We start from the raw sequence: 13,160 nt of genomic DNA, 5'->3' as shown, positions 1-13,160 counted from the left end.
GTTATATATATCATTTTATTTTGATTTAGTAAGATTAATTACCCCTATAGAAATAAAAAAGCTTGCAGAAAAACCTGGGGTTTCTCTACAAGCTGAGGATGTCTAAGTTTAGACATCCTGTTTTTTATGATTTTATTTAGTTGGAATCTTGGTTGCTGTCATCAGACGTATTCTGTTCATCATCGCTTGTGTCGTTAGAATCTTCTGTATTGTTGCTGTCATTGTTATTGTTATCGTTGCTGTTGTTGTTATTGCTGTTTTGGCTATCATCACCAGTTTGACTATCATCGTTTTCATTACCGCTAGAATCATCACCGTTGTTACTATCAGAATCTCCAGTGTTACCAGACTCATTATTGTTATTACCATCAGACTGGTCGTTTGAGTCACCATTATTTTCGCTACCTTCACCATTTTGTTCTTCTTGGTTGTTCTCATCTTGATTGTCTTCTTCTTCATCCAAGAACTCTTCCCAGAAATCTGAATCTTCTGCTGGAATCTCGACTGATCCAGTTACAGGTTCGCTTTGATTTTCAGTATTTGCTGCATCGTAGGCTGTAATTTCAAAGGTATACGTTTGACCCATTTCAATATTATTAAAGGTATAACTTGTGTCGCCGTAACCGCTAATAGAATCAACCTCTTGATCGTTAGCTGAAATGCTGATATCAAATTGGACATCACCACTTGATGGGTGAGACCAAGAAGCTTCAATGTTTTCTTCTTCAGCGTTAAAGTCAACTTGTAATGATTCAATTGGATCGATTTGTTCGTACTGATCAGATGTTTCAGATGGTTCTTTACCTTCGACGAAGAGTTCAGTTACGATCTCGCTTTCAGGTGTGTATTCACTTGGTAACTTAGCTGGACGAGATCCTTCCTCAACTCCAATTTCTTTGACGGAATCAGGTTTGGTGAAATCTGCTGTATCTTCACCTTCTGATAATTGGGTCATCAACGTTTCAAAGATTGTGAAACGAGGACTAGTGTCGTTAATTTCTTGTTGTTCATCATAACCGGTCCAGACAGAAATCGTATAGTTAGTTGAATACCCAACGAACCATGAGTCAACTGTATCGTTAGTTGTACCTGTTTTACCAGCAACGGGTAGAGAACCTAGATTGAGTTTACCTGCAGCTGTTCCGTTAGGATGCTCAATCGTGTCTTTAAGCATGTCAGAGATCATATAAGCCGTGTAATCTTCCATAACTGGTGTGCTTTCACGATCTGGCTCCATTGTTCGGCCATCAGGAAATTCTATTTTAGTAATGGTATGAGGTTCATTATACATACCTTGATTACCAAATGCTGCAAAAGCACCGGCCATTTCATATGAGTTTGTTGGTATACCATTTTCACCGTCACTACCGAGCGCCATTCCATCATTTACTTCGCCTTCGACAGATGAAATTCCTAAATTGCGAGCAAATTCTCCTGCAGCTTCTCTATCCAGGTGTTCACGTGTATTAATGACAGCAGGAACGTTTAATGAGCGATACAACGCTTCACGCATAGTAACCCAATTATGATAAGTTCCACCGTCTGGTCCATAGTTTTCAAATTCTTCATCCCATGAGTAATAAGCCTCTGAAGGGTGGTCATAATATTGATGATACGTAGAAAACTGATTCTGATCAATAACCGGCCCATAACTGACGATTGGTTTAATTGCCGAACCAGGGGCGCGTGCAATATCCGTTGCATAATTTTGGTTGAATGGTTGTGTTCGATTACGGCCGCCACCAATGGCTAGCACTTGACCTGTTTTTGTATCAAGAGCTGTCACACCTGCTTCTAATTCATTGTTCGGGAAAGCAGAGCTATCATGACTTAGCAATTCCTTCAATTGTTGCTGAGCATCTTGGTCTAATGTTGTGTGAATCGTTAAACCAGCTGTGTGAATATTTAAATCTTCTTGTTCTATTAATTTTTCAGCTTCATCATATACTGTTTCAATAAAGGCAGGATAATTTACTTCACTTGATTCATTATTCTCTTGAACCATGTCTGATACATTGACTTGTTTCGCTTCTTCAGCTTCTTGTTCAGTAATTTTATCATGATGGACCATTAAGTCTAAGACTGTATCGCGGCGGTCTTGAGCACGTTCTGGATGCTCTAATGGATTATAACCACTAGGTCTTTGAGGTAAACCTGCTAATAAGGCCGCTTCAGAAAGTGTTAAATTATTCAAGTCCTCTTTGCCATAATAGTATTCAGATGCTTGTTGAATGCCATAAATTCCGTTACCGTAATAAATTTTATTTAAATACATCATTAAGATTTGTTCTTTGGAATATTCTTGCTCTAATTTGATGGCTAAATATTGTTCTTGTACTTTTCGCTCAAGGACTTTTTTGTCCGACAGTAAAAAGTTCTTGATTACTTGTTGAGTAATCGTACTAGCGCCTTCTGCTCCGAATCCTTCTTTTATATTTGCGATGACTGCAGCACCGATTCGACGAATATCAATACCACTATGTTCATAGAAGCGAGCATCCTCTGTAGCAATGACTGCATCTTCAACAACAGGGGATAGGTCACTATATTCAATAACGGTGCGGTTTTCAGTTGCTAAGTTCGCAATTTCTTCACCGTTACGATCTAAAATCGATGTTCCTGCTGGTACTTGTAATTCTTCTTCATTAAGCTCAGGTGCATCACTGATATATGAATAAACGACACCAGCACCAACTAATGTCATGACTAGTCCAATAATCAATAATGTTAAAAAGACTTTTTTCCAATTGATTTTCTTATTTTGTTTTTTCTTTTGTTTATTGGCTTTCCGACTCTTTACTTGATCACTCATAATTATTCTCCTCCGTAAAATAAACGTCATCAATTACTTGTAAATAATCAACTTTGGCTTGTAAGCGGAATGGGATGACGAAACCATGTTCAGCGATGTAAGGATATGGGATCGATTTTCGACCGCCATTTTCTTGTTCGTTCCAAATAGATAAAAAATGAGATAAAGGTAATAAAAACGTTTCGTCCATATTAGAAAAACGAACAATTAAAAATGAAATTCCGCCATGATCATGAATACGTTTCATGTGTTCAACTTGGTGATTATGAATATTACTTAAAGGTAGTGATTGTTTGTTTTTAGTTTCTTTAGCCTCAAAGTCAATATGACGTCCTTGGTAGAGTCCGTTGAAGTCTGTTGTTGATGGTCTACGATAATAAGCCTCTTTAATAACAGCTGCACTACGTTTAGGATAATCAACATCCACAACTTGGATTGGTGTTGGTTTCTTATGGATGACTGCTTTTCCGGACTCTAAATAATATTTATTCGTTTCATTAATGTCTTTTTCGAGGGTCATACCTCGATTAGCATAGGCGTCTTTAGTTTGATGTTTTTGAGTATTTTTTCTGTTGCGTTTAATGTGAGATGACTGACGACTGCCTTTAGGATATTGCAAAGTTAATTCCTCCTCAGCACTTATTATACCAAATTTTAAAGTAAAAAGAATTGGATATACTGTGAATATGTTGAATACTGATAAAGGAATGATGATATGCGACCCTTAGTCGTTTATGACCTCGAGGAACAAACAGCTAACTTTAACATCGATAATATAGCCCGAACCCATGCATATTGGCAGTTTTATGTGAATCATCCTGAAATAAAATGGTCTTTTTTAGCTTCTACTGTATCCCGCAATGCTGGTTGGAACATGACGGACTTAACGTTACCAGTTTATAAAACCCTACTGTCGGAACAAGATCGTAAAGCGTTATTTTTAACTTACGAAAGTATTAATTGGTTTATCTTTCGCGATGCGTATCCTCAGTTGCTGGTTTACGAACAATCAAAGCTGCAAGGGAGACCGTTATTCTTTTTACTAAAATATTTTGGTGTTTCTTCATTTATGGAACAAGAGTGGTATCACTTTTACCAAACTAAAGATAGTGAAAGACTATTAACCGCTCAAATTATTAATGAGCAACAATTAATCCAACAGCCAATTATAAAAAATAACCCTTATCAGCGTAAAGTGTTTAAACAGTTACCATATTATATACAATCAATCTTACATCTTAATTCAATCTTAATCCCTACTATGCAAGGGAAAGTATATGGGCTTAATGTTCCACCATTTCAAAATGTAACAAATCGCATTCGATTCGGAAAACAAGTAGCGAATATCTTATTTTATCCTTATCTATATCCATTGTTTTATGATTTTTGTAACCAAGTTGACATTATAGGCAGTCGTAAGGCTTATGAACAATTTACATTATCCAATGTAGAAACAGTGAGTGAACCACTACGTGAGTGTTATACCCGAATTGATCATTCTATAACATATAACATGAGCGATTGGGTGAAGGATACGAGAATTAAACGTAAATGGTGGAAAGAAGAAAAGAGAGTTGATACTAAACCCTTCTATAAACAGTTTGTGCATAAAAGACAACTATTGGCTCAAGTGGCAAATATCTCAGAACCTCAAAAGAAGCATCTTGTCAATTAAAACCACTTTACTTCTAGTTTTGTCTATTTGGTTCGATTATCGTCACCAAACAAGGAGTTTCCCTCTGTCATCATGAATATCATGATAAAGAAGAAGGGGGGAAATGGTGTGGAACAGATAATTACGAATCCATATGTTGATAAAGGTGAACTATTATTATCATTAGATGAATTAGAACAAGCATTAGATCAATTAACCGATCAAATAGAGGATAAAATTCAGAAAAAGGGCACTAAATAATAGAATTCAGTTATATTTCATGATACATTAGATGTAGAAAGGTGGATGTTATGCAGGCTTTTATCGACTTAACGAAAGAACTAAGGCATCAGATCTTAGAAAATTGCTTTGATCGATATGAAAACGGTTATAAATTTAATCGCAAAATATACGATGAGTTTTACCAAGTTAAAAATGAATCGCTTAATCAATTTGAAAAGATTGAGAAGTGGGAAGAGGATGCAAACGCGATTGTTCATCAAATTCCGTTATTTCCTAACCAGATTAAAAATACAAAAGATAACTTAGAGATTATGATTTTGCATAGCTATTTTCATGATGTAAGGAAGAAACGATTTATGGAATTGTATCAATCGGTTATGTATAATTTAGATCTCGTTTTAAATGACGTTAGTATAACAGATCATTCCTAAATCATTTTCCTAAAATTGAAGATATAGATGAATAAAGAGGAGAGGTCGAGATGGAGAAAGAGCAACTAGTAAATGCAGCGCAAGAAATGTTATCGCAAGCTTATGTGCCATATTCTAAATTCCCTGTGGGTGCAGCATTGTTAACAAAGGATGGAGAAGTATTTCAAGGCTGTAACATTGAAAACGCTTCCTATCCAGTAACATGTTGTGGTGAGCGCGTAGCTATTTTTAAAGCAGTATCTCAAGGCGTTCGTGAATTTGAAGCTTTAGCTGTTATGGCTAAAACAGATCGCCCAGTACCACCTTGTGGCGCTTGTCGACAGGTAATGAGTGAATTCTTTGAACCGTCAATGCCTGTTTATATTACGAACAAGGATTTAGAAGTGAAAGAAACGACAGTTCAAGAATTGTTACCTTTTTCTTTTACACCAGAGGATTTAGAATCTGGCCAAAATTAATATAACTTTAATGTTTTTTCGAAGAGCTAGTTAACACTAGCTCTTTTTTTGATATACTAGTATTATGAAATCAATTGCAATTATAGGTTATAAACCACATGAACTGAATATATTTAATGAACAAGACCAAAAAATCACCGTTATTAAAGAGGCAATTAAACGTCAACTAGTGCCTCTTGTTGAACAGGGGTTGGAATGGATTGTAATCTCTGGTCAACCAGGGATAGAAATGTGGGCATTTGATGTTGTCGAACAATTAAAAAATGACTACGATTTAAAAATAGCGGTGATTCCGCCATTTCAGAACCAGGACCAGGTATGGAACGAAGAAAAACAGCAGAAATATCAAACAATGCTCTTAAAAGCTGACTTTTCACAACCATTAAGCCAAAAATCTTATGAAGGGCCTTCACAATACCAAACCCGAGACAAATGGCTGCTTAACAAGACGGATGGTTGTTTGATTGTCTATGAGGATGAATATGGTGGTTCGCCAAAATATTTTCATCAACTTGTATTACAGTATCAAGAACAAAAAGATTATAAGATGTTCCAGATCAATGCGTTCGATTTAGAAGAAATAGCTCGTGATATGCAAGAATCTGGACAATTAGAATATGATTAATCGTAGGAGGGTATTTATTTATGGATAAACCACAGCTTACTAATCAAGACATTTTAGATAAGGAATTCAAAACATCGATGCGAGGATACAATCAGGATGAAGTCGACGAGTTTTTAGATGTTGTCATTAAGGATTACGATTACTTCGAAAAAGAGATCAGCCGATTAAAAGAAGAGATGGAACGAATCACAAATGCCTCAAGTGGTTCACCACAATTTGAAACAACAACAACAACAAACCAAAGTCGTTCTCAAGTCAATGCTGATGTTCTACAAAGATTATCGAATTTAGAAAAAGCTGTATTTAGTCGTGGCGGCCGAAGTGAGTAAGAGTAATTTTGTTAATATTTACAGTCGAATTATTTAATATGATGTGTTAAAATACTTTGTTCAGGCATAAATAAGGAAGATCAATGTTAATGTAATTGCTCAAGTACAGCTTGAGAGGAAAGTCCATGCTCACACTAGCTGAGATGCTAGTAGTGTTCGTGCTTGACGAAACCATAAGTCAAGGTAGTTACCTTAAAGGTAGCTAACGGCAGGGATGCAGCCTACGTTATTTCGATAGGGCTACAATACCTTTAAAGTGCCACAGAGACGAGCTTGATTGGAAACAATCGAGGTGGAACGCGGTAAACCCCGCGAGTGAGCAACCCAAACAATGGTAGGGGCACTTCTTGCAAGGAATTCAACTTAGCAAGAAGACAAGCATTTATGGCTTGTAGATAGATGATTACACTCGGCGTACGAGGTTGACCACCGTTAGCAGTACTAAGAGACAGAACATGGCTTACTAGACATTGATCGGTCATCTTATTTATGCCTTTATTTCATATTGAATAAATTATATCGTACATACTATAGATAGAAAATTTCAGGTTTGCGAAAGGAATGACTCTTGTGACAAATCAACTTACATTAATAGCGACAGCAGCTATGGGCTTAGAAGGTCTTGTTAAGCAAGAATTACAAGATTTGGGCTACCATGACTTATATACTGAAAATGGGAAAGTTATTTTCAAGTCAGACTTTTCGGGAATCGCACGCACCAATCTTTGGTTAAGAACGGCTGATCGCGTCAAAGTTCTAGTCGATGAGTTCGATGCCTATAGCTTCGATGAATTATTCGAACAAACAAAAGCTTGCCCATGGGAAGATTGGTTACCAGAAGATGCTTTTATTCATGTTGTCGGTAAATCACATAAGTCTAAACTCTATTCAGTGCCTGATTGTCAATCGATCGTAAAGAAAGCAATTGTTTCTCGTTTGCAAGAGCAATATCACATTCATTCACGTTTAGAAGAATCAGGCGTGCGTTATAAAGTGGAAGTCGCTATACTTAAAGATCGCGTCACACTTTCACTTGATACAACAGGGGCTGGTTTGCACAAACGTGGCTATCGAGTAGATCAAGTAGAGGCGCCACTTAAAGAAACCCTAGCCGCTGCATTAGTTAAGTTAACGAATTGGAAACCTGATAAGACATTAGTTGATCCGTTCACAGGTTCTGGTACTATACCAATTGAAGCTGCATTAATTGGTCAGAATATTGCACCTGGGTTTAATCGTGATTTTTCTGCACAAGAATGGGACTTCCTGCCACAATCCATCTGGGATGAAGCTTTAGAAGAAGCAGAGGACTTAGCCAATTATGACCAACCGTTATCCATAACTGGTTCAGATATCGATCACAAAGCGATTGAAATAGCGACCAATAATGCACTCGAAGCAGAGTTGGCTGATCTAATTGACTGGAAACAAATGAATGTTAAAGATCTTCGTCCCAAATCTGATGTAGGTTATCTTATTGGTAACCCACCATACGGTGAACGACTCAATGATCGTGATGAAGTTGAATCCCTTTACAGCAGTTTAGGGGGTATCATGAAGGATTACCCTAAATGGAGTGTTTATATCTTAACCGCTCATGAAAAGTTCGAGAACTATTATGGAATACAAGCTTCAAAGAAACGAAAATTATTTAACGGTTTTATAAAAGCAGACTATTATCAATTTTTTGGTAAAAAATATTAATGAACAATAGCCATCTAGTGCGAACGCTAGATGGTTTTTCATAATCTGAGATGATTAGAGGGAGAGAATAAAGGGGATTATAAGAATAAAAAGGTGGTTACACTTATGGCTATAATTTCATCAGTTGGTACAAGTGTCCCGCGTCACCGGTTTAGTCAATCAGAAGCAAAACAATTCATCTCACAATATACGAATGAATCACTTCAAAAATATCTAGCTGTGTTTGATCAAGCAGCGATTGATACACGTTATTTTGCAGCTGATCGAGAATGGCTTCATAGTGAGAATAAATTAAGTGATCGGCATCAATTATGGTTTGAAGAAGGCTTGAATCTTGCTCAAGAAGCAGTTGAGAATTGCCTTGGTAACTATGATCAATCTTTAGAAATTGACGCCATCATTAGTGTGACTAGCACGGGAATATTAACGCCTTCCTTTGATGCTCATCTCATTAATGAATTACAACTTTCCTCGTCGATAAAGCGCATGCCTATGTTTGGATTAGGTTGTGCGGGAGGGGCTATTGGTTTAGCAAGAGCTTTTGATTATCTAAAAGCTCATCCAGATGAATCGTTATTATTAGTTTGTTGTGAGTTAGCGTCAACTGCATTCCACCCGCGAGATTTAACGAAAAAAGATATTGTCGGTGCCGCAATCTTTAGTGACGGGGCAGCAGCTGTATTATTATTAGGTGCTAATCATGATCTTGTAAAACAATCTGAAGGCTGTACTGTTCAAATCAACACGACTGACTCAAAGCTATTACCAGACTCTCTTGATGTGATGGGTTGGGACGTTAAGGATGATGGATTTCATGTGGTGTTTAGTCAAAAGATCCCGAGATTGGTGAATTCTTTTTGGGCACCTCAGGTACAAGAATTTCTAGAACGAAACAATTTAACCCAGAATTATTTGAATTTTGTTGTTGCGCATCCAGGTGGCAAGAAAATCATTGAACAATTAGAAGACATAATACCTGATTCACTTAAACTAGATACAGCAAAATCCGTCTTAAGACAGTTTGGTAATATGTCATCGCCTACAGTATTATTTGTATTACAAAGCTATATCAATCAGGAGTTAAAACAAGGTGATAAGGGGCTCTTAACTGCTCTAGGACCAGGATTTTCTTCAGAAATATTACTGTTGGAGGTCATATAATTGTTTTATGTGGTCATATTCATTTATTTAATAGCGCTAAGATTATATGAATTAGGGTTGGCCCGCAAAAATGAGGCTTATCAGTTGAAACGTGGCGGAATTATGATCAATGACCCTTATTACCATTGGATTGTGCTTGTCCATTCGTTATTTCTATTTAGTTTAATTGTTGAAAGTTATATCTCACATCAGTGGCAGCAATCAATTCCTTGGCTATTGTTCGTCATATTTATAATTTTACAATTATGCCGTGTTTATGTCATTAAAACTTTGGGTCGATTATGGAATACAAAAGTTATTATCAACCCTACAAACGATGAACGTGTTACAAATGGTTTATTTCGTTGGGTAAAGCATCCTAATTATTGGATCGTATTTTTTGAATTCATTTGCTTGTCATTGATGTTTCATGCTTATCTGACTGCCTTTATATTTCCTTTATTACATGTTGCGCTAATGACAAAAAGAATTCCGTTAGAAAATCAAGCGTTAAGTCTGTATGATGAGAAATAAAAGGGAGGGGTTCAATTGATTATATCAGTTCAGTCCGCATATGAATGGAACTTAAGGCAAGATCTAATCTTTGTTGACTGTCGTTTCGATTTACAAAATCCTGAAAAAGGGAAGGTATCTTACGCACATGAACATATACCAGGTGCAGTATATATGGACTTGGAGAAGGATTTGAGTGGTGAAGTCAAAGAAACAGGAGGTAGACACCCACTGCCAGATCTTAATCAATTTTTCGATACTCTAAAACAAGCCGGAATTAATGATCAATCAATTGTGATTGCTTACGATGATAACCATGCATTTGCCTCTCGTTTTGTTTGGTTATTAAAAGCAATAGGTCATGAAGAAGCTTATGTATTAGATGGTGGTCTCTCAGCGTGGAAGGAAGCCGGGCTTTCAACAACAGATGAGGTTCCCGAAAGTCATAAAATCGAGAAAGAACAAAGCTGGAAATTAGTGCAATCGCTAATAGCAACTCAAAGCGATGTTCAACACTACATTCAAAAAGAAAATGTGGCACTAATTGATTCTAGAAGCCACGATCGCTATACGGGCCAGCATGAACCAATTGATAAAAAAGCAGGTCATATACCGACAGCATTGAATTATGATTGGACAGCATTATTTGAAAGTGGATTTTTTAAACATAGCGACCAACTACAAAAACATTTTGAAATGCTCAGTGAGTATTCTCAAATTGTGGTTTATTGTGGTTCTGGGGTTACAGCAGCACCTAATGTTATAGCACTTTGGCAAGCTGGTTATTCCAACGTGCAGTTGTATGTTGGCAGTTTTAGTGACTGGATTTCGAATGAAAATAATCCAATAAAAACTGAAGATCAACCTTAATAAACAAAAAACGGCAATCATTCAAATGAATGATTGCCGTCAGTATATGATGATTCTAGTTATTTTTTATTAACGTTAGAAGCCTGTGGGCCACGGTCGCCTTCGACAATTTCGAATTCAACGTCTTGACCTTCGTCTAATGTTTTGAAACCATCTTCGTTAATTGCAGAGTAGTGTACGAATACATCGTCTCCACCTTCTACTTGGATAAAGCCATATCCTTTCTCTGCGTTAAACCATTTTACTGTACCGTTTTGCATTTTAAAAAGCCTCCTAAAAACTTGCCATTCATAGATAATTTTATGAATGGATTATTCACAATCGACGTTCCGTATCCAAAAAAAGGGTAACTCCTATAGAAATGAAGGATCACAAATGCATCTCTCACTTCTATAGAAGTTACCCGACTTTCTTTATGATACTTCACGTCTCAATTGCACTTTCAGTATATCCGATATAAAATACAAAGTCAAGAGTTAAGTGTATGTAAAATTTAGGAGTGATCGTGTGACAATCAATATTGGCTTAACTGGGTGGGGAGACCATCCTGATATACATGAACAAGACACCGGATCTAGACATAAATTATCATCTTATGCCGCTCATTTTCCTGTTGTTGAGTTAGATAGTTGTTTCTATAGCATCATGAGCCCAGAGCAAATAAGAAATTGGGATCACCAGACACCAAATAATTTTTCATTTGTTGTTAAGGCATATCAGGCATTTACTGGCCATGACCGCCAAACCTATACACGGAAAGAAATTAAGTCGATGTTCCAATCATTTCAACAGCAAATCAACCCTTTAATTGAATCAGGTAAATTAAATACAATATTATTTCAATTTCCGCCATGGTTTGATCTCCGTCGAAAGCATATTCAACGATTGAAATTTATTCGAGAACAATTTCAATCTTATCCAATTGCGATTGAATTTCGCAATCGCTCGTGGTATCAGGAACATATAAAAGCAGACACAATCAACTTCTTAAAAGAAGATGAATGGATCCATACTATTTGTGATGAACCTCAAGCTGGTCAGGCTTCGATTCCAGTTGTCCCAGAAATTACTCATGACAAACAATCCTTAATACGGTTTCATGGTCGTAATGTCTATGGTTGGAACCAAAGTGGCCAAGAAAACTGGCGAGAAGTCCGATTTTTATACAATTATAATGATGAAGAATTGAAATCATGGCGTGATCGCGTACAGAATTTATCTCAACAAGTAGAGCAATTAACCATTTTGTTTAATAACAATTCGGGACATCATGCTTATGCCAATGCAAAACGTTTTCAGCATTTGTTAGGTATAAATTATACAGGATTAAACGCGAAACAAATCGATTTATTTTCGGATCAATGAACAATCCTTGCACCTAAATATCGTTGGTTCCAGTAACTATCAGATAAATTACTAATGGTTACACCTGATGATGTTCCGGCATGGATAAATTGATTATTTCCGATATAAATGCCGGCATGCGATGGCCCTGGTTGATAGGTTTCAAAAAACACTAAATTACCGACGCTTGGCTTTGAAGTAGGGGAGGTAGCATTCCAAATATCGCTAACCGTACGTGGTAAATAACTTCCTTGCTGGCTATATACATATTGTAAAAAGCCACTACAATCAAATCCGCTTCTTGTTGTTCCACCCCAACTGTATGGAGTTCCTACTAGTGAACGTGCTGTTGAAATAACGGATCGGCTTGATTGTTTTTGAACAGTTTCGGACTCTTGTTTTGTATTTGATTGTGATTGAGACATATGACTAACTTGTTGTGTTTCTTCATGATGTACAATCGTTGGGGGTTCTAATTGACTTAAATCTAACTTGTCATCACTAAACTGATCAAATTTTTCAAGCGCTTCTTTCGTGTTAGGCCCAGCAATACCGTCAACTTTTTCATCATATAGACGTAATGCTTTAAGTGAGTTTTGCAGTTTTTCGACTCTTTTTGATTGCTCGCCGAATTTAATTTCCTCCGCTACATCCGTGATAGATGTGATATAATGATCGTGAAAAACTTGGTCTAACATATTAGCTGTTTCTTGATTCAGCTCACCATTAGCAGCTAAATGGTGATCTGTTTGGAACTGCTTCACAGCATATTCGGTTAAAGCATTATATTGAGCGGTCTCTTTCTTAGGATAGTATTCTATGGTTTTTAATTTACGGTGCAAGGTTAAAACCGCTTCACCATGGTCGCCGTAACTCAAAGGCGTCGATTGAATGGAAGCTGTTTCGCTCGCATGCACTGGTGAATAAAAAGCAAAGGGAGACGCTAGAGCTAAATTTCCTGCTATTGCACCTAATATCATTTTTTTAGTAGGTGTTGCATTCACCATAATGATCACACCTTTCAAGTACTCTAATAT

Annotated in this window: 15 protein-coding genes and 1 other RNA gene; 12 read left to right on the top strand and 4 right to left on the bottom strand. The window is 36.8% G+C overall.

What is annotated here, in order from left to right; genetic code table 11:
• Window positions 1–136 precede the first annotated feature (136 nt).
• The gene (locus FHR85_RS01970; protein ID WP_167260477.1) at window positions 137–2,812 is read right to left on the bottom strand and encodes a penicillin-binding protein 1A; all 2,676 of its coding nucleotides are present in this window, start codon (window positions 2,810–2,812) and stop codon (window positions 137–139) included.
• Complete coding sequence (gene recU, locus FHR85_RS01965) at window positions 2,805–3,431, bottom strand: Holliday junction resolvase RecU (RefSeq protein ID WP_167260475.1); 627 nt, start codon at window positions 3,429–3,431, stop codon at window positions 2,805–2,807. Before recU ends, FHR85_RS01970 begins: the two co-directional genes overlap by 8 nt.
• A gap of 96 nt (window positions 3,432–3,527) precedes the next feature.
• On the opposite strand from recU, the gene FHR85_RS01960 reads away from it, so the two are divergent.
• The 11 genes from FHR85_RS01960 to FHR85_RS01915 all read left to right on the top strand — a co-directional run bounded on the left by FHR85_RS01960 (window position 3,528) and on the right by FHR85_RS01915 (window position 10,779).
• Window positions 3,528–4,487, top strand: a complete 960-nt coding sequence (locus FHR85_RS01960; protein ID WP_167260473.1) for a DUF2515 family protein — start codon at window positions 3,528–3,530, stop codon at window positions 4,485–4,487.
• 108 nt (window positions 4,488–4,595) lie between these two features.
• Window positions 4,596–4,727 (top strand): hypothetical protein, encoded by a 132-nt coding sequence (locus FHR85_RS14470; RefSeq protein WP_279588338.1) that lies wholly within the window; start codon window positions 4,596–4,598, stop codon window positions 4,725–4,727.
• A gap of 50 nt (window positions 4,728–4,777) precedes the next feature.
• Window positions 4,778–5,140, top strand: coding sequence for a DUF1798 family protein (locus FHR85_RS01955; protein WP_167260471.1), 363 nt, complete (start codon window positions 4,778–4,780; stop codon window positions 5,138–5,140).
• 50 nt (window positions 5,141–5,190) lie between these two features.
• Complete coding sequence (locus FHR85_RS01950; RefSeq protein ID WP_167260469.1) at window positions 5,191–5,598, top strand: cytidine deaminase; 408 nt, start codon at window positions 5,191–5,193, stop codon at window positions 5,596–5,598.
• Between the two features lie 64 nt (window positions 5,599–5,662).
• Window positions 5,663–6,223 carry an SLOG family protein gene (locus FHR85_RS01945; protein ID WP_167260467.1) on the top strand — a complete coding sequence of 187 codons (561 nt, stop codon included), beginning with the start codon at window positions 5,663–5,665 and terminating at the stop codon, window positions 6,221–6,223.
• A gap of 20 nt (window positions 6,224–6,243) precedes the next feature.
• The gene (gene gpsB / locus FHR85_RS01940) at window positions 6,244–6,552 is read left to right on the top strand and encodes a cell division regulator GpsB (RefSeq protein ID WP_167260465.1); all 309 of its coding nucleotides are present in this window, start codon (window positions 6,244–6,246) and stop codon (window positions 6,550–6,552) included.
• Between the two features lie 83 nt (window positions 6,553–6,635).
• Window positions 6,636–7,020, top strand: an RNA gene (gene rnpB / locus FHR85_RS01935) — RNase P RNA component class B.
• Window positions 7,021–7,113: 93 nt separating this feature from the next.
• Window positions 7,114–8,256, top strand: coding sequence for a THUMP domain-containing class I SAM-dependent RNA methyltransferase (locus FHR85_RS01930; RefSeq protein WP_167260463.1), 1,143 nt, complete (start codon window positions 7,114–7,116; stop codon window positions 8,254–8,256).
• Window positions 8,257–8,361: 105 nt separating this feature from the next.
• Window positions 8,362–9,417, top strand: coding sequence for a type III polyketide synthase (locus FHR85_RS01925; RefSeq protein ID WP_167260461.1), 1,056 nt, complete (start codon window positions 8,362–8,364; stop codon window positions 9,415–9,417).
• A gap of 9 nt (window positions 9,418–9,426) precedes the next feature.
• The gene (locus tag FHR85_RS01920; protein WP_341770918.1) at window positions 9,427–9,930 is read left to right on the top strand and encodes an isoprenylcysteine carboxyl methyltransferase family protein; all 504 of its coding nucleotides are present in this window, start codon (window positions 9,427–9,429) and stop codon (window positions 9,928–9,930) included.
• A gap of 15 nt (window positions 9,931–9,945) precedes the next feature.
• Window positions 9,946–10,779: a sulfurtransferase gene (locus FHR85_RS01915; RefSeq protein WP_167260457.1), complete on the top strand. Its 834-nt coding sequence runs from the start codon at window positions 9,946–9,948 to the stop codon at window positions 10,777–10,779.
• Between the two features lie 59 nt (window positions 10,780–10,838).
• Here FHR85_RS01915 and FHR85_RS01910 read toward each other — a convergent pair whose 3' ends face one another.
• The gene (locus tag FHR85_RS01910) at window positions 10,839–11,039 is read right to left on the bottom strand and encodes a cold-shock protein (RefSeq protein ID WP_167260455.1); all 201 of its coding nucleotides are present in this window, start codon (window positions 11,037–11,039) and stop codon (window positions 10,839–10,841) included.
• 247 nt (window positions 11,040–11,286) lie between these two features.
• On the opposite strand from FHR85_RS01910, the gene FHR85_RS01905 reads away from it, so the two are divergent.
• Complete coding sequence (locus FHR85_RS01905) at window positions 11,287–12,144, top strand: DUF72 domain-containing protein (RefSeq protein ID WP_167260453.1); 858 nt, start codon at window positions 11,287–11,289, stop codon at window positions 12,142–12,144.
• Here the strand turns inward: FHR85_RS01905 and FHR85_RS01900 are convergent.
• On the bottom strand, window positions 12,138–13,130 hold the full coding sequence (locus tag FHR85_RS01900) for an NlpC/P60 family protein (RefSeq protein WP_167260451.1): 993 nt from the start codon (window positions 13,128–13,130) through the stop codon (window positions 12,138–12,140). The two genes, FHR85_RS01905 and FHR85_RS01900, sit on opposite strands and share 7 nt — an antisense overlap.
• Window positions 13,131–13,160 lie beyond the last annotated feature (30 nt).

It is taken from the genome of Alkalibacillus almallahensis, assembly GCF_011761495.1.
GTDB lineage: Bacteria > Bacillota > Bacilli > Bacillales > Alkalibacillaceae > Alkalibacillus > Alkalibacillus almallahensis.
This window is presented reverse-complemented; position numbering and strand designations above follow the sequence as displayed.

Excerpts from the sequence above, each read along its gene's own strand:
- FHR85_RS01970 (WP_167260477.1), bottom strand. The coding sequence starts at position 2,812 with ATGAGTGATCAAGTAAAGAGTCGGAAAGCCAATAAACAAAAGAAAAAA.
- FHR85_RS01960 (WP_167260473.1), top strand. The coding sequence starts at position 3,528 with ATGCGACCCTTAGTCGTTTATGACCTCGAGGAACAAACAGCTAACTTT.
- FHR85_RS01955 (WP_167260471.1), top strand. The coding sequence starts at position 4,778 with ATGCAGGCTTTTATCGACTTAACGAAAGAACTAAGGCATCAGATCTTA.
- FHR85_RS01950 (WP_167260469.1), top strand. The coding sequence starts at position 5,191 with ATGGAGAAAGAGCAACTAGTAAATGCAGCGCAAGAAATGTTATCGCAA.
- FHR85_RS01945 (WP_167260467.1), top strand. The coding sequence starts at position 5,663 with ATGAAATCAATTGCAATTATAGGTTATAAACCACATGAACTGAATATA.
- gpsB (WP_167260465.1), top strand. The coding sequence starts at position 6,244 with ATGGATAAACCACAGCTTACTAATCAAGACATTTTAGATAAGGAATTC.
- FHR85_RS01930 (WP_167260463.1), top strand. The coding sequence starts at position 7,114 with ATGACTCTTGTGACAAATCAACTTACATTAATAGCGACAGCAGCTATG.
- FHR85_RS01925 (WP_167260461.1), top strand. The coding sequence starts at position 8,362 with ATGGCTATAATTTCATCAGTTGGTACAAGTGTCCCGCGTCACCGGTTT.
- FHR85_RS01910 (WP_167260455.1), bottom strand. The coding sequence starts at position 11,039 with ATGCAAAACGGTACAGTAAAATGGTTTAACGCAGAGAAAGGATATGGC.
- FHR85_RS01900 (WP_167260451.1), bottom strand. The coding sequence starts at position 13,130 with ATGGTGAATGCAACACCTACTAAAAAAATGATATTAGGTGCAATAGCA.